The sequence below is a fragment of the Maribellus mangrovi genome, from assembly GCF_037646455.1.
In the GTDB taxonomy this organism is placed as follows: Bacteria; Bacteroidota; Bacteroidia; order Bacteroidales; family Prolixibacteraceae; genus Draconibacterium; species Draconibacterium mangrovi_A.
The window spans coordinates 1-23,666 of sequence record NZ_JBBIXN010000007.1 but is presented as its reverse complement, the minus strand read 5'-3'; the positions used below and the strand labels follow the sequence as shown (position 1 = coordinate 23,666).

Annotated in this window: 17 protein-coding genes; 6 read left to right on the top strand and 11 right to left on the bottom strand. The window is 42.3% G+C overall.

What is annotated here, in order from left to right; genetic code table 11:
* Positions 1-82: 82 nt before the first annotated feature.
* Complete coding sequence (locus WFY05_RS20115) at positions 83-1,156, top strand: serine hydrolase domain-containing protein (RefSeq protein ID WP_340114727.1); 1,074 nt, start codon at positions 83-85, stop codon at positions 1,154-1,156.
* A 46-nt stretch (positions 1,157-1,202) separates the two neighbouring features.
* On the opposite strand, the gene WFY05_RS20110 is transcribed toward WFY05_RS20115, so the two are convergent.
* The 5 genes from WFY05_RS20110 to WFY05_RS22340 form a co-directional block, all read right to left on the bottom strand.
* On the bottom strand, positions 1,203-2,915 hold the full coding sequence (locus WFY05_RS20110) for a S8 family serine peptidase (RefSeq protein ID WP_340114726.1): 1,713 nt from the start codon (positions 2,913-2,915) through the stop codon (positions 1,203-1,205).
* Between the two features lie 129 nt (positions 2,916-3,044).
* The gene (locus WFY05_RS20105) at positions 3,045-3,551 is read right to left on the bottom strand and encodes a TlpA family protein disulfide reductase (RefSeq protein WP_340114725.1); all 507 of its coding nucleotides are present in this window, start codon (positions 3,549-3,551) and stop codon (positions 3,045-3,047) included.
* Between the two features lie 112 nt (positions 3,552-3,663).
* Complete coding sequence (locus tag WFY05_RS20100) at positions 3,664-4,611, bottom strand: phosphoribosylaminoimidazolesuccinocarboxamide synthase (protein WP_340114724.1); 948 nt, start codon at positions 4,609-4,611, stop codon at positions 3,664-3,666.
* A gap of 102 nt (positions 4,612-4,713) precedes the next feature.
* Positions 4,714-5,706, bottom strand: a complete 993-nt coding sequence (locus WFY05_RS20095) for a PhoH family protein (protein ID WP_340114723.1) — start codon at positions 5,704-5,706, stop codon at positions 4,714-4,716.
* Positions 5,707-5,843: 137 nt separating this feature from the next.
* Complete coding sequence (locus WFY05_RS22340; RefSeq protein WP_437127414.1) at positions 5,844-5,936, bottom strand: PspC domain-containing protein; 93 nt, start codon at positions 5,934-5,936, stop codon at positions 5,844-5,846.
* Positions 5,937-6,140: 204 nt separating this feature from the next.
* Here WFY05_RS22340 and WFY05_RS20090 point away from each other — a divergent pair, with 204 nt between their 5' ends.
* Positions 6,141-9,113, top strand: a complete 2,973-nt coding sequence (locus WFY05_RS20090) for a glycosyltransferase family 117 protein (RefSeq protein ID WP_340114722.1) — start codon at positions 6,141-6,143, stop codon at positions 9,111-9,113.
* 74 nt (positions 9,114-9,187) lie between these two features.
* Here WFY05_RS20090 and WFY05_RS20085 read toward each other — a convergent pair whose 3' ends face one another.
* From WFY05_RS20085 to WFY05_RS20075, 3 genes are read right to left on the bottom strand one after another with little or no spacing between them, the layout of a single operon-like run.
* Entirely contained in the window at positions 9,188-9,556 is a 369-nt protein-coding gene (locus WFY05_RS20085; RefSeq protein WP_340114721.1) for a hypothetical protein, read from the bottom strand.
* Positions 9,549-10,142 (bottom strand): RNA polymerase sigma factor, encoded by a 594-nt coding sequence (locus WFY05_RS20080; RefSeq protein WP_340114720.1) that lies wholly within the window; start codon positions 10,140-10,142, stop codon positions 9,549-9,551. Before WFY05_RS20080 ends, WFY05_RS20085 begins: the two co-directional genes overlap by 8 nt.
* Positions 10,139-10,345: a DUF3098 domain-containing protein gene (locus tag WFY05_RS20075; protein WP_340114719.1), complete on the bottom strand. Its 207-nt coding sequence runs from the start codon at positions 10,343-10,345 to the stop codon at positions 10,139-10,141. The genes WFY05_RS20080 and WFY05_RS20075 overlap by 4 nt, the downstream gene beginning before the upstream one ends.
* A 124-nt stretch (positions 10,346-10,469) precedes the next feature.
* On the opposite strand from WFY05_RS20075, the gene mazG reads away from it, so the two are divergent.
* Positions 10,470-11,246 carry a nucleoside triphosphate pyrophosphohydrolase gene (gene mazG / locus WFY05_RS20070; RefSeq protein WP_340114718.1) on the top strand — a complete coding sequence of 259 codons (777 nt, stop codon included), beginning with the start codon at positions 10,470-10,472 and terminating at the stop codon, positions 11,244-11,246.
* A gap of 112 nt (positions 11,247-11,358) precedes the next feature.
* On the opposite strand, the gene WFY05_RS20065 is transcribed toward mazG, so the two are convergent.
* Both WFY05_RS20065 and WFY05_RS20060 read right to left on the bottom strand, forming a co-directional pair.
* Positions 11,359-12,846, bottom strand: a complete 1,488-nt coding sequence (locus WFY05_RS20065; RefSeq protein ID WP_340114717.1) for a UxaA family hydrolase — start codon at positions 12,844-12,846, stop codon at positions 11,359-11,361.
* A gap of 7 nt (positions 12,847-12,853) precedes the next feature.
* Positions 12,854-14,374: a tagaturonate reductase gene (locus WFY05_RS20060; RefSeq protein ID WP_340114716.1), complete on the bottom strand. Its 1,521-nt coding sequence runs from the start codon at positions 14,372-14,374 to the stop codon at positions 12,854-12,856.
* 561 nt (positions 14,375-14,935) lie between these two features.
* Here WFY05_RS20060 and WFY05_RS20055 point away from each other — a divergent pair.
* The 3 genes from WFY05_RS20055 (at position 14,936) to WFY05_RS20045 (ending at position 19,601) form a co-directional block, all read left to right on the top strand.
* Positions 14,936-15,385 carry an SRPBCC domain-containing protein gene (locus WFY05_RS20055; protein ID WP_340114715.1) on the top strand — a complete coding sequence of 150 codons (450 nt, stop codon included), beginning with the start codon at positions 14,936-14,938 and terminating at the stop codon, positions 15,383-15,385.
* Positions 15,386-15,614: 229 nt separating this feature from the next.
* Positions 15,615-16,121, top strand: coding sequence for a hypothetical protein (locus WFY05_RS20050; protein ID WP_340114714.1), 507 nt, complete (start codon positions 15,615-15,617; stop codon positions 16,119-16,121).
* A gap of 426 nt (positions 16,122-16,547) precedes the next feature.
* Positions 16,548-19,601 (top strand): beta-L-arabinofuranosidase domain-containing protein, encoded by a 3,054-nt coding sequence (locus WFY05_RS20045; RefSeq protein WP_340114713.1) that lies wholly within the window; start codon positions 16,548-16,550, stop codon positions 19,599-19,601.
* A gap of 252 nt (positions 19,602-19,853) precedes the next feature.
* Here the strand turns inward: WFY05_RS20045 and nifJ are convergent, their stop codons facing one another.
* Entirely contained in the window at positions 19,854-23,417 is a 3,564-nt protein-coding gene (gene nifJ / locus WFY05_RS20040; RefSeq protein ID WP_340114712.1) for a pyruvate:ferredoxin (flavodoxin) oxidoreductase, read from the bottom strand.
* Between the last annotated feature and the right edge of the window lie 249 nt (positions 23,418-23,666).

Below are 23,666 nucleotides of genomic sequence, written 5' to 3'. Positions count from 1 at the left end.
TTTGTAGCTCGTGTTTTTTTCGAACTTGTTTTTCTTGTAACTTTAAGATTGTTCTGAATTCGAATACTTTAAACCGCTGATTATGACAAAATTATTACCCGTAATTTTTATTACGCTTTTGTTTCTGAGTGCTTGTGAAAAAACTGATCCACGAATTGCGAAAGCTGAAGATTACATTGAACAACTTCGGGTTGAAAGTGAATCTGTTGGGTGGACAGCTACTGTTTCGGTTGACAATGAGATCGTTTTCTCGACAGGCTTTGGGTTGGGAAATTACGAGCAACAGGTGCCGGTATATCCCGGTAAAACCAAGTTTCGGATTGGTAGTATATCAAAAGCACTGACCGCTGCAGGACTCGGAATTTTAATCGAAGAAGGGAAAATTGATTTGGATGCGCCGGTACAAAAGTATGTTCCGTATTGGCCCAAAGAACGATATGAAATTACTACTCGTCAGGTGGCCGGTCATCAGGCGGGAATAAGACACTATCGGAATCAGGAATTTCTTTCTTCAAAATTTTATCCGACTGTTCGCGATGGACTGGAAATCTTTATGAACGATACACTGCTTTTCGAGCCGGGAACAAAATACAGTTATTCCAGTTACGGATTTAATCTTTTAAGCGCTATTATGGAAGGAGCTTCAGGAGAAGAATTTCTGCATTTTATGCAAACCCGTGTTTTCGATCCGCTTGAAATGACTGAAACCACCGCCGAACGCATGGACTCTCTGATTATTTATCGTGCGGGTTTTTACGATATGGATCATGGAAAGGTTATTAATGCGCCTTATGTAGATAACAGCTATAAGTGGGCCGGCGGAGGATTTATTTCTACCTCGGAAGACCTGGCGAAATTTGGAAATGCGATGCTAAATAATACATTATTTTCTGAAGAAGTCAAACAGCAACTTATAACACCGCAGACGCTTGTTAACGGAGATAAAACAAATTACGGTATGGGCTTTTCTTCAGGAACCGATGAATTTGGACGTAACTATTACGGACACGGCGGTGGTTCGGTAGGTGGTTGCAGCAACCTGATCATTTACCCGGAGGAAAATATGGTGGTGGCCGTAATTACCAACGATACCCGCGCGAAAGTGGGAGGCGAATTGCATAAAATAGCAGATATTTTGTTGGGAGAGGAGCCATAAAAAACCCTGACGTTTACGCCAGGGTTAATATTCTTTTATGTGGTGGTTAGAAAGACAAATCCAGTGTATTGGATGTAACATTAGCTTCGTCTACAATGTAATACACATAGTCGCCACCGGCAATTTTTCCCAGGTTCTCAATGTAAGAGCCACTGTTTGGAATAACAGTTGGAGTACCGTTTAAATAAAGTGTTACCGTTGCTCCGCTTGCTCCGGTCCAGGTTAGCGTTACTTTCATGACTTTATTTCCGGTAATTGCTCCGTCAAGAAGAATCTCTCCTCCTCCAGTGTTTTCGGTTACTGTAACAGATTGTGTCGAAGAATCAGAATCTCCGTCATTATCGGTTACAGTTAATGTAACACTATATGTTCCTTCGTTAGCGTATGTATGTGAAGGACTTGCACTTGTTGATGTATTTCCGTCGTCAAAATCCCAACTCCAGGAATCTACGGTACCATCCGTATCAGTACTTTCGTCACTAAAGCTTACATCAAGCCCGCTGGTTGTATAAGAGAAATCGGCAGTTGGAGGATCATTTGGTGTTGGCTCCAGACCTCCACCACTTCCAACAACACCAATCGGATCAGGATTTCCATCAGGATCTCCGATAACATATCCATCAGTTGAAGGATTTCCCCATAATAAAATACCAGCCATGTGTGGAGCTGCCATCGATGTTCCACTTGCGTATGCGTATTGTCCGTTTATGTAACACGACAGGATATCGACTCCTGGTTCACAAAAATCAACCGGAGGATTCCCCGAGTTTGAAAAATCGGCCCAGATATCGTTATCGTCCATGGCCGAGATTGTATATATGTTCGTCCCATTCACTCTACCCGGAGAGTGATCATTGGCATCGCCATATTCATTTCCAGCTGCTAATGCAAATTTACAGATGGAAGATGCATTTAAAACCGCATTATCCAAAGTTGTTGAGATACCACCACCCAGGCTCATGTTTGCAACATCGTCACTGGATGCATTGTTAGCTACATAATTAATACCGGCAAGTACCCATGAAGTATAACCGCTACCACGTCTATCGAGAACTTTCACCGGTACAACCGTTGCCCCGGCTGCAACACCAACGACTCCGCTGCCATTACTTTTTGCGGCAATAGTTCCAGCTACATGGGTTCCATGTCCGTTATCGTCATCAGCACTTTTTGCACGTGTGAAGTTTGCAGCGTTATTTGTGTCAACATTCAAATCAGGATGGTCATAGTCAATACCTGAATCAATTATCCATGCTTTGCCATTCCCGTCATAAGTAGCTCCACCTCCAACACGTAAAATACCATACGGCATATTATCAGCAGTTGCAGTAATTTCACCTGCGGCACTTTTAAACGTTGGTTTTCCGAAAGAAACGATTTTATCCTCTTCAATATATTTGACAGCCGGGTCCGCTTCCAGATTCTTCAATTGGCCCGGAGGAATTTTAACAGAGAAACCTTTGAGAGCAGTTCCGTAAACATGTTCAACGTCACCATCCAGAACTCCGGCACGTTTTAATATTTTAGCTGAAGCAGATTTTACTGCAGCTTGTTTCTTTTCGTATCCTTTTAATTTAACCAATTCTGCATCAAGATCAGCGTCCTGGAGGACTACAATGTAGCTTTGCTTTCCATTGTTAGCCGATTTTAAAGTGAGTTCATCACCGATGGATTCATCGGTGATCAAAGTTTCGTTACAAGCATTTGCAACGACTAATACTATCGCAATTGCGAAAAGTCTAAACAGCAAATTTTTCATATTGTTTGATTTTAGAGATTATAAAAAGCGTTTGTCCAATTTAGTCAAAATATAATAAACGACTCATAATGAGAAATAAAAAAAGCCGTTTGCGATAACAAACAGCTTTCAGGTCATATTGTTTACTACTTACTTTAATAGATCGGCCACTTGCTCTTTAATTTTCTCAAAATCTTTCTCGTTAAATCCAATAGAAGAGAAAGCGATTTTTCCCTCTTTATCAATAATGAAATTTCGCGGGATGTTTTGTTTGGCATATACTGCAAACACCTCGCGTTTTGGGTCGGGATAAAACGGCATGGTAAATCCCTGCTCGGTTTTAAATTTATTTACTTCTTCCCAGTTGTGCTCGCGACCTAATATGATTAGTACAAAGTCATCCTTGTCGGCATATTTGTCATACACTTCTTTTTGAAGATGAGGAAGTTCCTTGCGACAGGGAGGACACCAGGTGGCAAAGAAATTGATCCACACGACTTTACCTTTTAAATCCGAAAGTTTCATGGTTTTACCCGGAGCGGTTTCAAATGTAAAATCGGGTGCCGCTTGCCCTTCTTTGGCCAAGGTAAATTCGTCTTGTGCAAAAGCTGAACTTGCTATTAACAGTGCCGTAATGATTGTGAAGAATGTTTTCACTTGGTTTTGTTTTATGAAATTCCAAAGTGCGCAATTTAGCAATATTGCTTAACAAAAAGAAGCGCTCAACAAAACTGTTGAATGCTTCTTTCATAAACTGAAAAGTTATTTTCTATTTTTTCAAAAAATCGTTTACCGCAGCTTCAATACGATCTTCGATGCTAGAAGTATCCGATTTTTCGAATTTATCTCCTGTAATGCTTTCGTAAAGTTCAATGTATCTGTCTGAAACCTGATTTACAAAATCATCCGGTATTTCAGGAAGTACATCGCCTTCACGTCCCTGGAAATTGTGTTCCATCAACCATTCTCGAACAAATTCTTTCGAGAGTTGCTTTTGATTTTCACCTTTGTCGAAACGTTCCTGGTAACCGTCGGCGTAAAAATAGCGCGACGAATCAGGAGTATGAATCTCATCGATCAGGTAAATCTGACCATCTTTCTTACCAAACTCGTATTTGGTATCCACCAGGATCAGCCCTTTTTCTTTGGCAATTTCGCTGCCACGTTTAAACAGTTCCAGCGAAATGCGTTCTAGTTCCAGGTAGTCTTCTTCCGAAACCAGTCCTTGTTTTATAATTTCATCGCGTGAAATATTTTCGTCGTGGGCACCCTGCTCGGCTTTGGTTGTTGGTGTCAGCAGCGGTTCCGGGAATGCCTGGTGTTCCTTTAATCCTTCGGGTAGCGGAACTCCGCAGATGTCGCGACCACCGTTTTTATACAATCTCCAGGAGCTTCCGGTCAAATAGCCACGAACGATCATTTCAACCGGAAACGTTTCGACAAAATGACCAACCGTTACATTGGGATCGGGGCTTGCAATTTTCCAGTTCGGAACGATGTCGGAAGTTGCATCAAGAAATTTTTCTGCAATTTGGTTCAGTACTTGTCCTTTGTAAGGAATTCCTTTTGGAAGCACAACGTCGAAGGCCGAAATACGGTCGGAAACTACCATAACCAGGTATTCGTCGTTGATGTTGTATACGTCGCGAACTTTTCCTTTGTACAGGCTTTTTTGCCCGGGAAAATTAAATTCTGTTTTTGTTAATGCGTTACCCATGCTAAACTTGTTTTAATTTATCGTTCGTAATTGTTTTTAATTATTTTCAAAACTACCTAAGGGACAATTTCAAGTTGATTTTGTTTACCGGTTTGTCCTCAATTATTCGTTGTCTTTTTCTTCAATTTCGCGCGATTTAATTTCCCTTGTCGATTCGCTGTGTTTATCGTAAGCTTCCACAATATCGCGCACCAACCGGTGTCGTACTATGTCTTTTTTATCAAAGTAAATGGTGGATATCGCTTTTATTCCTTTCAGTATTTTTAAAGCCTGTATTAGTCCTGAATTACTTTTACGGGGCAGGTCGATCTGTGTAACATCGCCTGTAATGATAAATTTAGCATTCAATCCCATTCGCGTTAGGAACATTTTAAGCTGGTTTACCGTGGTATTCTGTGCTTCGTCGAGAATAACGTAAGCATTACTGAGTGTACGTCCACGCATAAAAGCCAGCGGTGCAATTTGTATGGTTCCGTCCTTCAGAAACTCCTCCAGTTTTTTGGGCGGGATCATATCCTGCAAGGCATCGTACAGAGGTTGTAGGTACGGATCGATTTTTTCTTTCAGGTCGCCTGGCAGGAACCCGAGATTTTCACCGGCTTCAACAGCGGGACGACTTAAGATGATCTTGCGTATCTCTTTGTTTTTAAGCGCTTTTACGGCCAGCGCAATTGCGGTGTAGGTTTTCCCTGTACCGGCCGGACCAATGGCAAATATCAAATCGTTTTTCCCTGATTCTTCCAACAAACGGCGCTGGTTGGGAGTTCTGGCGCGTACCGGTTTACCGCTGTTCCCAAAAACAATGATGTCAGGTTCGTTGCTGCCGTTCTCTTCCATCGACGAAACACCGGCATTCATCAGTTCCAGTATAATTTCTTCGGTTAACACGTTGTATTGGTAATAGTGTTCGAGAATGAGGGCGAATTTTTTTTCGAAGGCATTTATTTCGGATGGTTCACCCTGTACGTAAAGCGAATTGCCGCGTGCCGTAAGATTTATTTTAGGAAAGAGTCGTTTTATCAGATCGAATTTGGCATTATTTATCCCAAAAAACTCAAGCGGGTCAATGCCTTCCAGTAAAATTTGTTTATCCAAGCCTTTGTATTAAAATGTGAGTTGGACAAATTTACTAAAATATATTTCTACTACCATCATTTGCGTGTGTTGTTGAGATAGTAAAAAGTGGGGAGAATTTAAACGAAATACAACCGGGTAAAAATGTTTTGCTGTGTCTATTTCGAAAACATTTTTACGATCCACAATATCAGGTACAACCCAATACCGGCGCCAAAGAAGAGTACTGAAACAACAAAAGCGATTCTGATAATTTTTACATCCTAGCCTAGTTTTTCGCTGAGCCATCCGGATACTCCTAAAATCATTGAATTAATTTTTAATTATTGACGAATACAATATATGTAATTCTGCCTAAAAGGAAATTTTCATCACATTGGATTTAAGGTTTGTTAACCTTAAAATGAATTTGAACCTTTTTGAATTGGGGTGTATTGTTCCCAAAATATATCTTCATGAAAAAGCAATTTTTAGTCCGGTATTCAGGAATCGGAATTTTTCTTTTTGCGCTTGTACTATACATCCTTACCCTCGAACCCACCACCAGTTTTTGGGATTGCAGTGAGTTTATTCTTTCGGCGAATAAACTGGAAGTAAATCATCCGGCGGGAGCACCGCTTTTTATGTTGATTGGCCGGCTGTTTACCCTGCTTTCATTCGGAAATCCCGAAAGAATTGCCTGGACCATCAATTTCTCTTCAGGTGTATTTAGTGCACTTACTATTTTCTTTTTGTTCCATGTTATCGTAAAACTTGTAAAACGCTTCTCGGCAAATACTTTAGCGATTGTTGGCAGCGGCGCGCTTGGGGCTTTAACTTTTTCCGTTAGCGACTCGTTTTGGTTTTCGGCCGTAGAAGGCGAAGTGTATGCTCTTTCCATGTTTTTTATGATCGTGTCGTTTTGGGCAGCACTGAAATGGGAGGAAGGTTACGGTGATCCGGGAAATGAAAAATGGATCCTGTTCCTGGCACTTCTTACCGGGCTTGGAATCGGCGTTCATTTGCTTAACCTGCTGGTTTTACCTTCAGTGGTAATGATTGTTGGTTTAAAAAAGAAGAAGTATTCCCCGCTGCGAATGCTTCTGTTTTTTGGAATAGGAGTATTGGCGCTGTTAACAATTTTGTATGTACTAACACCGCTGGTGATGCAAACCCTGGCACGCTTCGATTTCGTTTTTGTTAACCGTTTGGGTTTGCCTTTACACTCGGGAACACTGGCCGGCGTTGTGTTCTTTATGGCATTGTTTACTTTTTTGATCCGTTACTTTCGAAAACACAATAAAAAAGTTGCCGAGTTGGCTACGCTTTCGGTGGCACTTGTCCTGGTCGGCTTTTCAGTTTATGCTGTGAATATCATTCGTTCGTCGGCGAATCCGCCGGTTAATTTTGGCCGACCGAGCAACATCTACTCGCTTATTGATTACCTGAATCGCGAGCAATATCCGAAACGGCCTTTGTTATACGGGCAAAACTATAATTCGCCAATCACCGGATCAAACGAACGTTTATCGAAAGATTTTCTTGAAGGCAAATACCGCGATATTGATTTAGCTCCAAGCTACGAATACGATGACCGGACCTGCACCTGGTTTCCTCGAATGAGCAGCCGGGATGACAATCATGTAAAAGCATACAACAACTGGGTGAATATTAAAGGGAAAAGGATTTCGGTGAGGCAGGGTAATGGCGAGCGTGAAACACTGGTGGTACCTACTTTTTCCGAGAACCTGAAGTTTTTTGTCAACTACCAGTTTGCCTACATGTTTGGTCGGTATTTTATGTGGAATTTTGCTGGACGGCAGAACGACCGGCAGGGCAGGGGCGATGTAGTAGAAGGGAATTGGTTGTCGGGGATTAATTTTATCGATGAAGCCCGACTTGGGCCGCAGGAAAATCTGCCCGACTGGTTATCTGAAAATGAGTCGAGAAACGCCTATTATTTTATCCCGCTTTTAATCGGATTGGTCGGTGCCTGGTTTCACTTTAAAAAGCACCGACCGGGCTTTTATGTGGTATTGGCGCTGTTCATTATGGGCGGATTGGGACTAACGGTTTACATTAACGAAATTCCCGTAACTCCGCGCGAACGCGACTATGTTTTTGTCGTGGCTTTTCTGGCTTTTTCCATTTGGGTGGGCATGGGATTTTGGGCATTGTCCGAGCTGTTGAAACGACTGCTACAAGCCAAAATGTTAACGGTGCCGCTACTAATTTTGTTGTTACTTATCGGGCCGGGAATTATGCTGTGGCAGAACTTCGATGATCACGATCGTTCAGGAAGAACGGCAGCCCGCGATTTTGCTATGAACATTCTTGAATCGTGCCCGCCCAATGCGATACTCGTTTCCAGTGGTGATAACGATACTTACCCGCTGTTGTACTGCCAGGAGGTAGAGAACTTCCGTACTGATGTACGTATTGTTATCGCTCCTTTTCTTTCGGCAAACTGGTTTATCGATGGGCTGAGAAAACAGAAATACGAAGATGCCGGATTGAAGATGACACTGCCCCAACAAAAATACGATCGGGGAGAATTGGATTTTGTACCGGTACTCGATCGACTGAAACGCGATACCTCGTGGCAGGAAGCTTTGAATTTTCTGAAGATGGAAAAGGACCAGGCAAAAGTACGTTTAAACTCAGGACAGAAGGTGAATTTTATTCCGCTCAAAGAAATGTCGTTTACTCTGAAAACCGACGATACCACAGGGGAAATAGATGTTTCGTTAAAAGACAAAAACTTCCTGTATAAAAACGAGTTGGTTATGTGGGACATTATTTCTTCCAACGCTTCCGAACGTCCGATTTGTTTTGTGTCGAAAGCCGAGGCGCAAAAGTACAAACTGGACAGGAACCTGGAATGCGAAGGTTTTGTCTATCGTTTGGTTACGGAAAAGAGCCAACGCAGCGATATTTTGTCTATCGGTCGTTGTGAACCCGAAAAACTGTACGCGCGGCTAATGAACGATTACCGGTTTGGAAACCTTGCCGATCCCGCTGTACATGTTGACTGGAATTCGGTACTGAACGTTAGCCTGTTTCGCGGAAGAAATGTTTTTAATGAAGTTGCGGCCTTGCTGCTCCAAAATGGTGAAAAACAAATGGCAGCCGATCTACTGGCTAAAAGTTCCGAGGTGTTTCCGCTGGCAAAAATTCCTTACGACGTATTCAGTCTTCGACAAACACAGCTAATGGTGGAAGCCGGAATGCAGGAAGAGGCGCAGCAGCAGTTTGCCTACCTTGAAGATGAAATTGTTAGATCGCTGAACTATTTTTCAGCCATTCCGCCGGAGTTGCAGCGGGGAATAAGAAATGATAAAAACAATCAGTTATACTACCTGAATAACCTGGTAATGATTGCTTCCCAAATGGGGGATAAAGAAAAATCGCAAGAACTAAAGAAACGCCTGGAACAGTTTGTCGGGTAATTAATACATTCAGGAATAAAAAAGGATTCCATCTCGCAAGGTGGAATCCTTTTTTTATATATCAATAGTTGTTTTCAGGATTTTACATTCACACAGGTGTCGCCAAAAAACGGTAGCATCCCTGAAGTATCAATACGCAAAGGGACACTATTAAGCGTAGTGTCGCTGCCGGGCATTATAAATTGCTGGCTTTTGGGTTGAAAATTAATGAGCGAAACCATTAAAAGCAGGCTTACAACAGCCACTTTGGCCGGAAGATGCGACCACGAGAACAAGGAACTGAACAGACTAAGAAATGAATTCTGCGTGGTTTTATACGAGCTGCGGTTTAACAGGAAAGCGTATTCCAGTCGCTCCTGAACAGCAGTATCGGGTTCAATTCCACGGGCATCGTGGGTAAACATCCGCTTTAGTTCCTCTTCACCTACAAATTGATTATTCATAACTATCCTGTTTTAGCGATTCTTTATTCGTAATTCTTTTCGACAATTCGAGCCGTGCATAATGCAATCTCGATTTTATAGTTCCAACGGGCAGTTCCAGTATTTGTGCGATCTCCTTTAAACTAAAATTTTCCTTGTATTTTAGAATCAGGATCGAGCGCTGGCTTTCATCCAGCATTTCCAGTTCGTTGAACACCTCTGCAATCAGGTTTTCTTTTTCGATTATGTTTTCATGCGAGTTCGTCAGTTCAAACTGATCGGGATTTTCTTCCGATTGAATGTGTTTGCGTACTTCGCGCCGGCGGTATTCGTTTTTACACATGTTATGTGCCACCGAGAATATCCAGCCCGAAAACTTGTTGCCGGGTTTGTACAGTTCAGGTTTTTGAATGATTTTCAGAAAAAGATCCTGTAGAAAATCGTTGGCCAGTTCGTTGTTGCTGCCCAACATACGGTAAAAAAAGTAGAAAAGCCGTTGTTTGTAGCGCTCATACAATTCAGAAAAAGCCTGCTGGTCGCCGTTTGTCAGCAATGCCATCAGTTGTTCATCGCTAACACTTTTTTTATGTTTTTTCCTGAATATCACGACTTCTTAAAAATAATAAAAACCAGCGAGGCAAAAGCACTCAAAATCAGAAGCGGCGCCAATGTTAATCTTCTAACATTAAAAATGGCAGTATTAAACTCACCTGCGTTCTCTTTAGGGCCGGCCATTAATGCAAATCCGGCAATTAAAACCACTACCACTAAAGTGAACAAAAAATATTTTTTACGACTAAAAATTTCCATCTTTACCTATCGAAAACGAACATACGGGCTGAATTATTTTCGCATGATGTTCTTATTTTGCCTAGATACACGCGAAAAATAAAAGGTTCAGTTTTTTCTGAAAATTTTTAAAGTTGATCATTTTATGGATAAAAGATTGGAGGCTTTTAAAGAGCTGCTGGACATTATGGATGAGCTGCGTGAGAAATGTCCGTGGGATAAAAAACAAACGCTGGAATCGCTGCGAAAGCTTACCATTGAGGAAACTTACGAATTGGGAGATGCCATTTTGAAAAGCGATCTTCAGGAAATAAAAAAAGAGTTGGGCGACCTGATGCTTCACATCGTCTTTTATGCCAAGATTAGTGCTGAAAAAGAAGCTTTTGATATTGCCGATGTACTCGAAAGTATCAATAAAAAGCTGATCTATCGTCATCCGCACATTTTTGGGGATGTAGATGTTGATGGTTCTGCCGAAAAAGTTGCCGAAAACTGGGAAGCTCTAAAACTTAAAGAAAAAGGTGGTAACAAGAGAGTACTGGAAGGTGTTCCGGCAGCTATGCCCGCGCTGGTGAAAGCCAACCGTATTCAGGAAAAAGTGCGTGGCGTTGGGTTCGACTGGGAATACAAAGAACAGGTTTGGGACAAAGTAAAAGAAGAAGTCGACGAGCTAAGCCACGAAATTGATAAGGCCGATAACGACAAAATGGAAGCCGAATTTGGTGATCTGCTTTTTGCTGTTGTAAATGCTGCGCGTTTATATGGCATCGATCCCGAAGCCGCGCTCGAACGCACCAACCTGAAGTTTATCAAGCGTTTTAATTACCTCGAAAGTCAGACCATGCTTAAAGGCAAAAGTCTGCACGATATGAGCCTGGAGGAAATGGATAAATTCTGGGACGAGGCGAAGAAGCAGGAGTGATCAGAGTTCAGTCGAAAGAGAAAAAAATTAGAAAGGGCAGATCAAATAAATGATGCTGCCCTTCGTGCTCGTACATATATCGTGTCGAATTGATTGATTTTCATTAATAAATTTAGAGCGTAACCCCGGTTTTAAATATCGCTATTTCTTTAAATCCTGTTTTTTCGTGATTTAACTGTTTGCCGCTGGCGACCTCAATCAAAAAGTCAACAAATTCTTCCAGTACTTCTTCCATGGATTTACCTTCAAGCAACTGACCTGCATTATAGTCAATCCAGTTTTTCTTACGGTTGTACAGGTCCGAATTGGTCGAGATTTTCATGGTAGGTACAAAACTGCCAAACGGTGTTCCGCGTCCAGTGGTAAAAAGTACCATTTGGCAACCGCTAAACCCAAGTGCCGATGAGGCTACCAGGTCGTTGCCCGGTGCCGACAGCAGGTTCAAGCCTTTTGTTTTGATCGGCTCGGCATATTTCAACACATCCATTACAGTGGCAGTTCCACCTTTCTGGGTACATCCCAAAGATTTATCTTCGAGCGTGGTTATTCCTCCTTTTTTATTTCCCGGCGATGGATTTTCATACACCGGCAGATCGTGCTGCAGGTAGTAATCCTTAAAATCGTTGATCAGGCTAACCGTTTTATCAAACACTTCTTTGTTTTGGGCGCGCTCCATTAACAAGGTTTCGGCACCAAACATTTCCGGAACTTCGGTAAGAATGGTAGCCCCGCCTTGTGCCACCAGAAAATCGGAAAAGGCACCCACCAGCGGATTGGCCGTAATTCCCGATAAACCATCAGAAGCACCGCATTTTAGTCCGATGCTGAGTTCGGATATCGGAACATCTTCACGCTTGTCGTTGTGCATTACCTCATAAATCTCCTTCATGATTTCCAGACCAGCTTCAATCTCATCGTCCACATCCTGAGCAGCTAAAAAGCGCACCCGGCTTTCGTCGTAATCGCCAATAAATTTTTTCAGATGATCGATCTGGTTGTTTTCACATCCCAATCCGAGCACGAAAACGCCACCTGCATTGGGGTGATTAATCACGTCGGCCAAAGCTTTCTGCGTGTTCACATGGTCGTCGCCCAATTGCGAACAACCGTAACTGTGTTTAAATACATCCACACTGTCGATATCAACCGGATTAACTTCCTGCTTGAACATATCGACAATCTGTTGCGCCTGACCATTTACACAGCCCACTGTTGGAACGATCCAAAGTTCGTTGCGGATACCAACTTTTCCGTTGCTGCGCTTATAACCTTGAAAAGTACGGTTGCTTCTCTCAATGCTCAATTCATTTAGGTTTTGATCGAACGAATAGTTGATTGTTCCCGACAGGTTTGTCTTCAGGTTCTGAACATGAATGTGTTCACCGGCTTCGATATTTTGCAGTGCGTGTCCAATGGGTGCCCCGTACTTAATAATATCCTCGTTTTCGGAAATCGCGTTCAGTGCAATTTTATGGCCTCTCGGAACATCGCTTTTCAGATTCAGTTCCTGCTCATTCACTTGAATTGTTTCACCTTCGGAAAAGTTCTTCAAGGAGATAATTACATTGTCGGCAGGATTTATTTTAATGAAATTTGCCATTACTGTTTTATGCTGTAACTGTTTCTTCGTTTTTGCTCATTTTGTCGATGGTGATCTGCATCAACGGGTTGTTTTCGTCGAGTACCGCTTTTACCGCTTTTTTCATTCCTATCTGCGTGATCAGAAACAAGTAGTGGCTTACTGTTATCGTAAGGTTTGGAATTTCGTTCAAATTTTGCTTCCATACTTTATCGAGGCTCAGTACTTTTTCGCATAACTGGTAGATCGAAATCGGACGTCCGTCGCATTGTGCCCAGGCTTCTTTGTAGAAATCAACGATCCACTCATCGTCCTGAACATTGTAGGCTTCTCCGTTAGCTTCTCCTTTAAAATAGGCAATCATGGCTGCCAGCGAGAATACGAGTTTTTGCGGTAACATGCCATGTTTCGCTTCAAAATTGATCAACGATGGCAGATTGCGTGTTTCCCATTTCGACATGGCGTTGAGTGCAATACTTTGCCACTGGTGGCGTATGAATGGATTGGCAAAACGTTCCAGGATTTTATTTGCGAATTTCTTCAGCTCTTTTTCAGTGCCGTCAAGAACAGGCAGTACTTCGTCGTAAACCAGTTCTTTCATAAAATTACCTACTTCCAGGTTTTCGTAGGCATCGCGCACGGTATCGATACCGCTTAAGTACGAAACGGCGTAGCTTCCGGTATGACAACCGTTCAATACCTGTACTTTTTGCTCGCGGAAACGTTTCATGTCTTTTACGAACTTCACTTCAAGACCTGCTTTTTCAGCCGGGAATTCATCTTTTATCCAATCCGGTGCTTCAATAACCCAGAGGTGAAAATATTCGCCAACAACAACCAGGTTGTCCTCGTAACCTAATTCCTGTTGAATATTTTTTATCTCGTCTCTTGGGAAGCCAGGAACAATGCGGTCGACCAGTGTACTGCAAAAACAGTTGGCTTCATTTACCCAGTCAATAAACTCTTGTTCGAGTCCCCATTTTTCGGCATGCTGAAGTACAAATTTCTTGAGGATATCGCCGTTTCTGTCAATCAGTTCGCAGGCAAAAAATATCAGTCCTTTCGATTTATCGCCGTTAAATTCTTTGAAGCGCATGTACAATAAAGCCGCCACTTTAGCGGGAAAAGAATTCTGAGGCTGCATATCCAGCGTTTCGCCATCCTGCCAACTGATTCCGGCTTCAGTAGTATTCGAAAACACAAAACGCAGGTCCGGATTAAGGATGCTTTTTTTGTACGATTCAAATTCAGTGTAAGGATTAATTCCGTTGTTTACGCAATCAACAAGAGTGAACTCGGTCACCGGCTTGCCTTCTTTTATTCCTTTTAAATAAACGTGATATAGCCCGTCCTGATCGTTTAGCATATTTACCATCCCGTTTGGCAACGGCTGAACCACATCGATTCCTGCATTAAAATCGATTTCCTTATTCATTTTATTTACGATCCAGTCGGTAAAAGCGCGTAAAAAGTTTCCTTCACCAAATTGAAGTATTCGCGTCGGGTACTTAACTGTTTCAGTTACATTCGCACGATTTAATTTCATCATTATTCCAAAATTTTTCTTGTTGCCTCTGATAGTCAGAGTTGTTGATTGATTTCTTTTTTTGAGGAGGCAAATATAGGTTTTAAAAATGTTCCGTTAACGTTAACGAAAATGAAATAATTGATAAAAAATGCGGTTGGAGATTAATGCTAAGGTTTGTAAGTATCAGTAATATAGGTACATAGGTGTATTATTTTGAATAAGTATAAATTTATTGCGGGTTAAATCAATGTTAATCCAAAAATTGATCTGAATACGAGTAAAATTTTCAATAAAACGAAAGTGAATAACAACGAAATGGTTTTGTAAAATTCAGCATTGAATAAGCATTTCATCAGTAGTTTGAAATGGTTGATATTAAGAAACAGACAATTTTGTCCGAGTTCTTGTTTTCCTTTTGAAAAGACATTAACTTTAAATCGAATTTAAAGCCGGGTACACTTTTATCAAACTCCGCGTTCAACGTACAGCAGGTTGTATTCATTTTCCAAAACCAAACCCCGAAGAATATTAGTTTAGTTTATTGAATGCCACCGGTATTCATGTATTAATACCCAATAGGTTATGGAAACCAGAGAAAAGATAAAGGTGGAAACTACTTTAAAAGTGCCTGTAGAAAAAGCCTGGGAATGTTTTACCGAACCACAGCATATTACTCAATGGAATTTTGCATCTGTCGATTGGAAATGTCCGGAAGTGGATAACGATCTGCGGCCCGGTGGTAAATTCAATTACCGCATGGAAGCACGCGATGGTAGTGTGGGATTTAACTTCAAAGGTCGTTACCTGGTTGTAGAGGAATTTCAGAGCATTGTTTACCGTATTGCCGACGAACGCATGGTAAGCGTTGAATTTGTGCAAGAAGGAGACGAAACCCGGGTTTCAGAAATCTTTGAATCCGAAAACATACATCCTGCCGAGGAGCAACGTAAGGGCTGGCAGGCCATTCTTGATCACTTCAAAAAACATACAGAAAAAGTTTTTGAAAGTGCCGGTTACGGAATTAATACTTAGTGTATGTGACTTTCAAAATGAAATTCCAAAACAAAATACTCGGCAGTTAAGCGAACAAATTGCGTTTTAGTTTAAATACGTTTTTAGGATGTAATCTCTCCGGTTTGGCGGCGTTTAATTGCCGCTAAGCAAGTAACTTTCATGGAATAATCTCGTAAATTAATTATTCTTTTCAACCCGGTCGAGTTGTGGATTCCAGGCACATATTTATTCACCAAAAATCAATGTTATGAAAAACCTATGCATTTTTCTTGTTGTGCTTTTTGGGGTGTTTGCCTGTGATGCCCCTTTTGAAAATGAGTCTGAAATGGATTTGAAATCAGGCAAAATGATTGAACGGACAATTAAGTTTCAGAAAGCAACCGGTGTAATGGAAATTGTTGTGAATCCGGAAGCCTGTTCTACGGAAGGATTTCAACTGGTTATTAACGGTGAAGGAAATGCTACATTTCTTGGAAAGCATACCGTTTATAATTCTGTTTGTGTTGATGCGAATCTGAATCCGGTCTCTCCTATTATGGGGGAAATCACTGCCGCGAATGGCGATAAGATTTATACCATGGTGACCACACCTCCATGGGTAGATGAAGATGGAACTCACTACCTCTATGACATTATTGAAGGAATGTGTACCGGAAGGTTTGAAGGTGCTACCGGGTATCTTGACATTTATGGAGTGATAGATTTTAGTACCATGACCTGGGATTTGCAAGGTACAGGAAAAATAACTTTTTAAGTTCTGTTTGTTTAGATAAGTTGTCACTAACCCTGGTAATCAGCAAAAGCCGCCACTCCCTTGAAGCAGCGGCTTTTGACTTTATCCTGCTCACAACTCCATATTCATTTAAACAAATAGCTTCATTTTTTGTGGGTGCATTAAATAAACATTTCGAAAGTTTGCGCCGGTAAATACAATTCGAAAAGTTAGATAGCCATATTAACCTTTCACTGTATTTCTTCACGTTTTATGAAATACGCAAAAAACTGAAAATTTTTTTTTCAACTATCGCGAATAAACGTATTATAATACCGATTTGAACATACAGTCAAGTATTGTGAACAGCTTTGTATGCAACATTGACAATATGTTACCTAATTTTGACTTTAGAAAATGACACATCTTTCTACCTTAAATGAAGTTTATAAACTAAAACTGATTATTATGAAAATGTTTAAGCCGATCGTTGCATTTATACTTGGTATTTGTACCTGGGGTACAAACGCTGTATTTGCACAAAGCGGTGATCAGATGCTGGACGGAATTGGGGAAACCGGATTAATAGCCCGTTATACCCTCGAGGAGAATGCAAAAGACTGGTCGAGGAATAATTTGCATGGAAGTATTCAGGGGTCGGATTTTAGCTTTGTTGAAGATGAAACTTTCGACAAGGTACTTTCATTACCCGGCGATGGTAAAGCATTTATTACCATTCCAGGAGAAATGCTGGCAGGGGAGGAGTCGCTAAGTATTTCGGCCTGGGTTTTTCTGCGTTCGGCAGAAGGTGGTGCTCCACTTTTCGATTTTGGAAAAAACGGTAAATCGAGTTTTTATGCAACTCCTGCAGATAAAGACGGTTTTCTTGCAAAGGTAATCACCAATACCGCTACTTATGAAGCAAGTTCGGCGGCGGCAGCTTTAAATGAATGGAACCATATAGTTGTGGTTATTAATGTACCGTCGAAAACCTTTTCTACTTATCTTAACGGAGAAAAGGTGAGCGAGGTAAAAGATGTGGAGGTGGAGTTGGAAGAGCTGTTCGAAAGCCGTAAAGGGAAAGATGATCAATTTATTATCGGAAAATCATTGGCTTCGAAAAATGCCTCCCTGGATGCAAAACTCCACGATTTCAGAATTTACCGAATTCCTTTGAACAGAAGACAAATCAGGTGGATTAACTTTAGTGCTTTGCACAAGGAAGAAGCAGAAGAAATTATGCGAAACAGACCGGATCCGGATCTTCCAAAGTTCCCGGAATCAACACCACAGTTGTACAATGCCTGGTTAACCTCAGTTCCTGATATTGAGGTGGAAACCGAAGTGGGTTATCTTCCCCGCCTGCCACGCTTTGTAAAAGGCATTTACAGCAACAATTTTCAGGGACCGGATGTGCGCGTGCTTTGGCCGGCACCGGAAGACAACAGCTCGGTTCAAAGTCCGGGGAAATATACCATAAGCGGAAAAGTTGCCGGAACCGATATTCAACCTAAAGCTATTGTTACAGTATTTGATGATAAAGCGCATGCACACGCTGCACCTCAGCGTGCTTTGGAGGCTTTTGATTTGGCTGATGTACAGTTAACCGAAGATCTTCATCATCACGAAACAAAATTTGTAGAGAACCGCGATAAGTTTGTGGATGGTTTACTGCAAACAAATCCCGATAATTTCCTTTATATGTTCCGTAATGCCTTCGGACAGCAACAACCTAAGGGCGCAGAACCTCTTGGCGTATGGGACAGCCAGCAAACAAAGTTACGCGGCCACGCAACAGGACATTACCTTAGTGCTCTGGCCCAAGCCTATTCGAGTGCGGCTTACGATCCGGCGATACAGACTCAGCTTGCCGAGAAAATGGATTATATGGTGAATACGCTGTATGAATTATCGCAATTGTCGGGGCAGCCAAAAACCGAAGGTGCTGAGTTCGTTTCCGATCCTTTGGCAGTCCCTCCGGGACCGGGAAAAGATGATTATAACTCAGATTTGAGCGAAGATGGTATCCGAACCGACTACTGGAACTGGGGCTTAGGATTTATCAGTGCCTATCCGCCGGATCAGTTTATTATGCTGGAACATGGCGCAAAATACGGAACAGATAACGATAAGGTTTGGGCTCCATACTATACCTTGCACAAGATACTTGCAGGTTTGATGGATGTTTATGATGTGAGCGGAAATGAAAAAGCGTTGAAAATTGTTGAAGGTATGGGAGATTGGGTACATGCACGTTTAAGCGTGGTTCCAACCGAAACGCTTATTAGTATATGGAACACCTACATTGCCGGTGAATTTGGCGGAATGAACGAAGCACTGGCAAGATTGAGCCGCCTGACTAATAACGAGAGTTACCTTGAAACGGCTAAATTATTCGATAACATCAGGGTGTTTTTTGGCGATGCTGAACACACGCACGGACTTGCGAAGAACGTGGATATGTTCCGTGGATTACATGCCAACCAGCACATCCCGCAAATTATGGGAGCACTCGAGATTTATCGTGATTCGGATGATCCTAAATATTTTAATATAGCCGATAATTTTTGGAACAAAGCTACGGGCGATTATATGTACAGTATTGGTGGTGTTGCCGGAGCACGAAATCCTGCCAATGCCGAATGTTTCACTGCTCAACCGGCAACGCTTTACGAAAACGGTTTTTCGGTTGGCGGGCAGAATGAAACCTGTGCCACTTATAACATGCTTAAATTAAGCCGAAATCTGTTTCTGTATAATCAGCATACTGAATTGATGGACTATTACGAACGAGGGCTTTATAATCATATTCTGGCGTCGGTTGCGGAAGACAGTCCTGCTAATACTTACCACGTGCCTTTAAGAGCCGGTTCGATTAAACAGTTCAGTAATGCGCATATGGACGGTTTTACCTGTTGTAACGGTACAGCACTCGAAAGCAATACAAAACTTCAAAACACCATCTATTTTAGAAGTGCAGATAACAAAGCTTTGTATGTGAACCTTTTTGTGCCTTCAACCTTAAAATGGACGGATAGAGATATTACTCTTACGCAAACAACAGCCTATCCGAAAGAAGACCATACAACATTAACCATTAGCGGAAGTGGAAAATTTGATTTGAATGTGCGTGTGCCACATTGGGCAACCGAAGGATTTTTTGTAATCATTAACGGCAAAAGAGAAAATGTGGAAGCAGTTCCCGGAACTTACCTTACCGTCAGTCGTAAATGGAAAGATGGTGATACTGTAGAGTTGCGCATGCCATTTCACTTTTATTTAGAACCGGTAATGGACCAGCAAAATATTGCAAGTTTATTTTACGGGCCTGTTTTACTGGCTGCCCAGGAGGAGGGACCTCGAAAAGAGTGGCGCAAAGTGACCTTGGATGCAGAAGATATTGGTAAATCCATTTCTGGCGATCCTGAAAAACTGGAATTTATGATCGACGGTGTTGTTTATAAACCTTTTTATGATACTTACGGACGTCATTCGGTTTACCTCGATGTAACTCTAAAATAGTGGATCTGCGATTTTCATTCGCAGTTTAAAAAAAGGATCCGATCCGAGTATTTTTAACAAATACGGATCGGATCCTTTGTTTTTAAAGCCGTTTTAATTTACTAGAAGGGTTTTTGCCTTTGATTATTTAAATGATGATAGAGCTTTTTCTATTGATATTCGTTTCATCGGTCTATAGCGACTGGTTAAGCATAAAAAAAGCCGCTTCGGAAAATCCCGAAGCGACTTTTAAATTTATGGTAAGGTCTTTTTTTATTCAGCAGACTCTTCTTCAGCTTTAGAATAATCCATAGCTGCCATACGTACATACGACTGGTAACGCCATTTTGCGTTGTCTTCGGCTGCAGCAAATAATTCGTCAGCTTCTGCCGGGAATGATTTTTTGAGTGAAGTATAACGCACTTCGCCGTTAAGGAATTCCTGGAATTTGCTCCAATCCGGAACTTTTGAATCCAGTTGGAAAGGATTTTTTCCTTCTTCTTCCAACAGCGGATTGTAGCGGAACAATGACCAGTATCCTGATTCAACAGCTTTTTTCTCTTCAGCCTGAGAAGCTCCCATGCTTGCACGCAGACCATGGTTAATACATGGCGAATATGCAATGATCAGTGATGGACCCGGATAAGCTTCGGCTTCTTTCAGCGCTTTGAAATATTGCGACTGGTTAGCGCCCATTGCAACCTGTGCAACGTAAACATAACCGTAGCTCATCATCATAGCACCTAGGTCTTTTTTACGGATCTTTTTACCTGAGGCAGCAAATTTTGCTACTGCTCCAACAGGAGTCGCTTTCGACGACTGACCACCGGTGTTCGAATACACCTCGGTATCCATAACAAGTACGTTCACATCTTCGCCACTGGCCATTACGTGGTCTAGACCACCATAACCTATGTCGTATGCCCAACCATCGCCACCAAATACCCAAATCGATTTTTTGATCAGATATTGTTTCAGTTTCTTGATCTCTTTGGCGTAATCACTACTACTTTTCTCGATAGCCTTAAGAACTTTATTTGAGGCTACAACTGAAGCTTCAGCATTGTCTTTACCTGCGATCCACTCGGCAAATACTTCTTTCTCGGCATCAGAAGCACCGTTAGAAAGGGCAGTTTGCATAATGTCTTCGATACGGTTGCGCTGAGCAGAAACACCTTCAGCAAAACCAAAACCATATTCGGCATTATCTTCAAACAAGGAGTTAGCCCAGGCCGGACCGTGTCCCGATTCTTTGTGTTTACAGTATGGAGTTGATGGAGCTGAACCACCGTAGATTGAAGAGCATCCGGTAGCATTGGCCACCATCATGCGCTCGCCGTAAAGCTGAGTAATCAATTTAATATATGGAGTTTCACCACAACCTGCACAAGCTCCCGAGAACTCGAACAATGGTTGAGCGAACTGCGAGTTTTTAACCGATTTGGTTTTATCAACCACTTTTTCTTTAATGCTAACTTTTTTGTCCATGTAGTCCCAGCGTTCAACTTCAGCCTGCTGCGATCCAAGCGGCTTCATGATCAACGATTTCTCTTTTGAAGGACATATATCGGCACAATTACCACAACCTGTACAGTCGAGTGGTGAAACCTGGATACGGAAACTCAAGCCACCGAACATTTTCGAAGGAGTAGCCGTCCTTACTTCTGTACCTGCAGGTGCAGCTTCAACTTCTTCCTCAGTCAACAGGAACGGACGAATAGCGGCGTGAGGACAAACGTAAGCACATTGGTTACACTGTATACAATTGTCGGCCTGCCATTCAGGAACGTTAACCGCAATACCACGTTTTTCGTAGGCTGCTGTTCCAAGTGGGAACTGACCATCTTCAGAACCAACAAAAGTTGAAACAGGGAGGTCGTCACCTTGTTGTGCGTTAATAACATCAACAACTTTAGCTATGTATTCCGGACGATCACTCTGACCATTTTGATCTTTCAGCGCAATCTTTTTCCATTCTTTTGGCACTTCCACTTTGGTAACATTCGTTCCACCGGCTTCAACAGCGGCAAAGTTCATGTTTACAATGTGCTCACCTTTTTTCCCGTACGATTTTACGATGGCCGATTTCATTTGCTCAACAGCCATATCATAAGGAATTACGCCGGTAATTTTGAAGAATGCCGACTGCATAATTGTATTGGTACGTGTTCCCAAACCAATTTCTTCACCCAGTTTAGTACCGTTGATGATGTAGAAATTAATGTCGTTGTCCGCCATGTATTTCTTCATCTTATCAGGCAACTGATTTTTGGTTTCTTCCTCGTCCCAGATCGAGTTTAAGAGGAAGGAACCGCCTTTTTTCAGGCCTTTCAATACATCGTATAAATGCAGATATGCAGGAACGTGGCAAGCAACAAAGTCGGGAGTGGTTACAAGGTAAGTCGAGCGAATTGGTTTATCACCAAAACGCAGGTGAGAACAGGTAAAACCACCCGATTTTTTCGAGTCGTACTGGAAGTATCCCTGGCACGATTTGTCGGTTGCCGAACCGATAATTTTAATCGAGTTTTTGTTAGCACCAACAGTACCGTCAGAACCTAAACCGTAGAATTTAGCCTGGTAAGTTCCTTTAGGAGTCATATCCACTTCTTCTTTTAACGGAAGCGAAGTGAAAGTAACATCGTCAACAATACCGATGGTGAAAGCGTTTTTAGGCTCTTTCATTTCCAGGTTTTCGTAAACCGCCATTATTTGTGAAGGGGTAGTGTCTTTTGAACCTAATCCGTAGCGTCCTCCAACAATCTCAGGCGCGTTTTCTTTTCCGTAGAAATGTGAGCGAATATCGAGGTATAATGGTTCGCCGGCAGCTCCCGGTTCTTTTGCACGGTCGAGTACAGCAATACGTTTTACTGACTCAGGAAGTGCTTCGACAAAGTGTTTTGCCGAGAAAGGACGGAAGAGGTGAACAGAGATCAAACCAACTTTTTTACCTTGAGCAGCCAGATAATCGATGGTTTCTTTTATGGTTTCGGTTACCGATCCCATTGCAATGATCACGTTTTCTGCATCGGGTGCACCGTAATAAGTAAATGGACGGTAAGTTCTACCGGTCAATTTACTGATCTCATCCATATAATCGGCTACGATATCCGGAACAGCATCGTAGAATTTATTGGCTGATTCTTTTGCCTGGAAGAAAATATCCGGGTTTTGAGCCGTACCACGGGTTACCGGATTTTCAGGATTTAACGCTCTGTCGCGGAATTCCTGTAAAGCTCCCTGGTCAACCAGTGGAACCATGTCTTCCATCTGAAGCGCTTCAATTTTTTGAATTTCGTGCGATGTACGGAATCCATCGAAAAAGGCAAGGAACGGTATTCTTGATTTTATGGTTGCAAGGTGAGCAACACCTGCAAGGTCCATTTCTTCCTGAACCGATCCGGCTGCCATCATTGCAAATCCGGTTTGGCGTGCAGCATAAACGTCGCTGTGGTCACCAAAGATCGAAAGTGCGTGACCTGCCAGTGCACGTGCACTTACGTGGAATACGGTTGGCAGCAATTCGCCGGCAATTTTGTACATGTTAGGGATCATTAGCAGCAGTCCCTGAGAAGCTGTGTAGGTTGATGTTAAAGCACCCGATTGCAATGCTCCGTGAACAGCACCGGCTGCACCGGCCTCACTTTGCATTTCGGCCAAACGTACCGGGCGACCAAACATATTTTTCTGGCCAAAAGCGGCCCACTCGTCTACATACTCGGCCATCGTCGAAGACGGTGTAATAGGGTAGATACAAGCTACCTCGCTGAACATGTAACTCATGTACGCCGCAGCGTAATTACCGTCACATGTAATGAATTTTTTTTGTTTTGCCATCTTATTGATTTTTAATTTATTTAGTTTCAAGTTGTTTCTACAAATTTAATTATCAGGTTAATGTTTGAGATTCCTCGCTTTGCTCGGAATGACAGTTTACTTGGAGAATGGGCTTTTGGGAGGTGGGGGGGGGGGGGGGGGGGGGGGGGGGGGCGCCCCCCCCCCCCCCCCCCACCACCACCCACCAAGAAAGACGCGCCTCGAGGCAGGGGGTACAGAAAGAACAAACATAAATAAAATTTTTTTAGA

Coding starts and splice junctions, on each gene's coding strand:
- WFY05_RS20065 (WP_340114717.1), bottom strand. CDS start 12,846: ATGGCAAATTTCATTAAAATAAATCCTGCCGACAATGTAATTATCTCC.
- WFY05_RS20085 (WP_340114721.1), bottom strand. CDS start 9,556: ATGAATAATCAATTTGTAGGTGAAGAGGAACTAAAGCGGATGTTTACC.
- WFY05_RS20100 (WP_340114724.1), bottom strand. CDS start 4,611: ATGGGTAACGCATTAACAAAAACAGAATTTAATTTTCCCGGGCAAAAA.
- WFY05_RS20110 (WP_340114726.1), bottom strand. CDS start 2,915: ATGAAAAATTTGCTGTTTAGACTTTTCGCAATTGCGATAGTATTAGTC.
- WFY05_RS20090 (WP_340114722.1), top strand. CDS start 6,141: ATGAAAAAGCAATTTTTAGTCCGGTATTCAGGAATCGGAATTTTTCTT.
- WFY05_RS20045 (WP_340114713.1), top strand. CDS start 16,548: ATGAAAATGTTTAAGCCGATCGTTGCATTTATACTTGGTATTTGTACC.
- WFY05_RS20050 (WP_340114714.1), top strand. CDS start 15,615: ATGAAAAACCTATGCATTTTTCTTGTTGTGCTTTTTGGGGTGTTTGCC.
- WFY05_RS20115 (WP_340114727.1), top strand. CDS start 83: ATGACAAAATTATTACCCGTAATTTTTATTACGCTTTTGTTTCTGAGT.
- nifJ (WP_340114712.1), bottom strand. CDS start 23,417: ATGGCAAAACAAAAAAAATTCATTACATGTGACGGTAATTACGCTGCG.
- WFY05_RS20060 (WP_340114716.1), bottom strand. CDS start 14,374: ATGATGAAATTAAATCGTGCGAATGTAACTGAAACAGTTAAGTACCCG.
- WFY05_RS20075 (WP_340114719.1), bottom strand. CDS start 10,345: ATGGAAATTTTTAGTCGTAAAAAATATTTTTTGTTCACTTTAGTGGTA.
- mazG (WP_340114718.1), top strand. CDS start 10,470: ATGGATAAAAGATTGGAGGCTTTTAAAGAGCTGCTGGACATTATGGAT.
- WFY05_RS20055 (WP_340114715.1), top strand. CDS start 14,936: ATGGAAACCAGAGAAAAGATAAAGGTGGAAACTACTTTAAAAGTGCCT.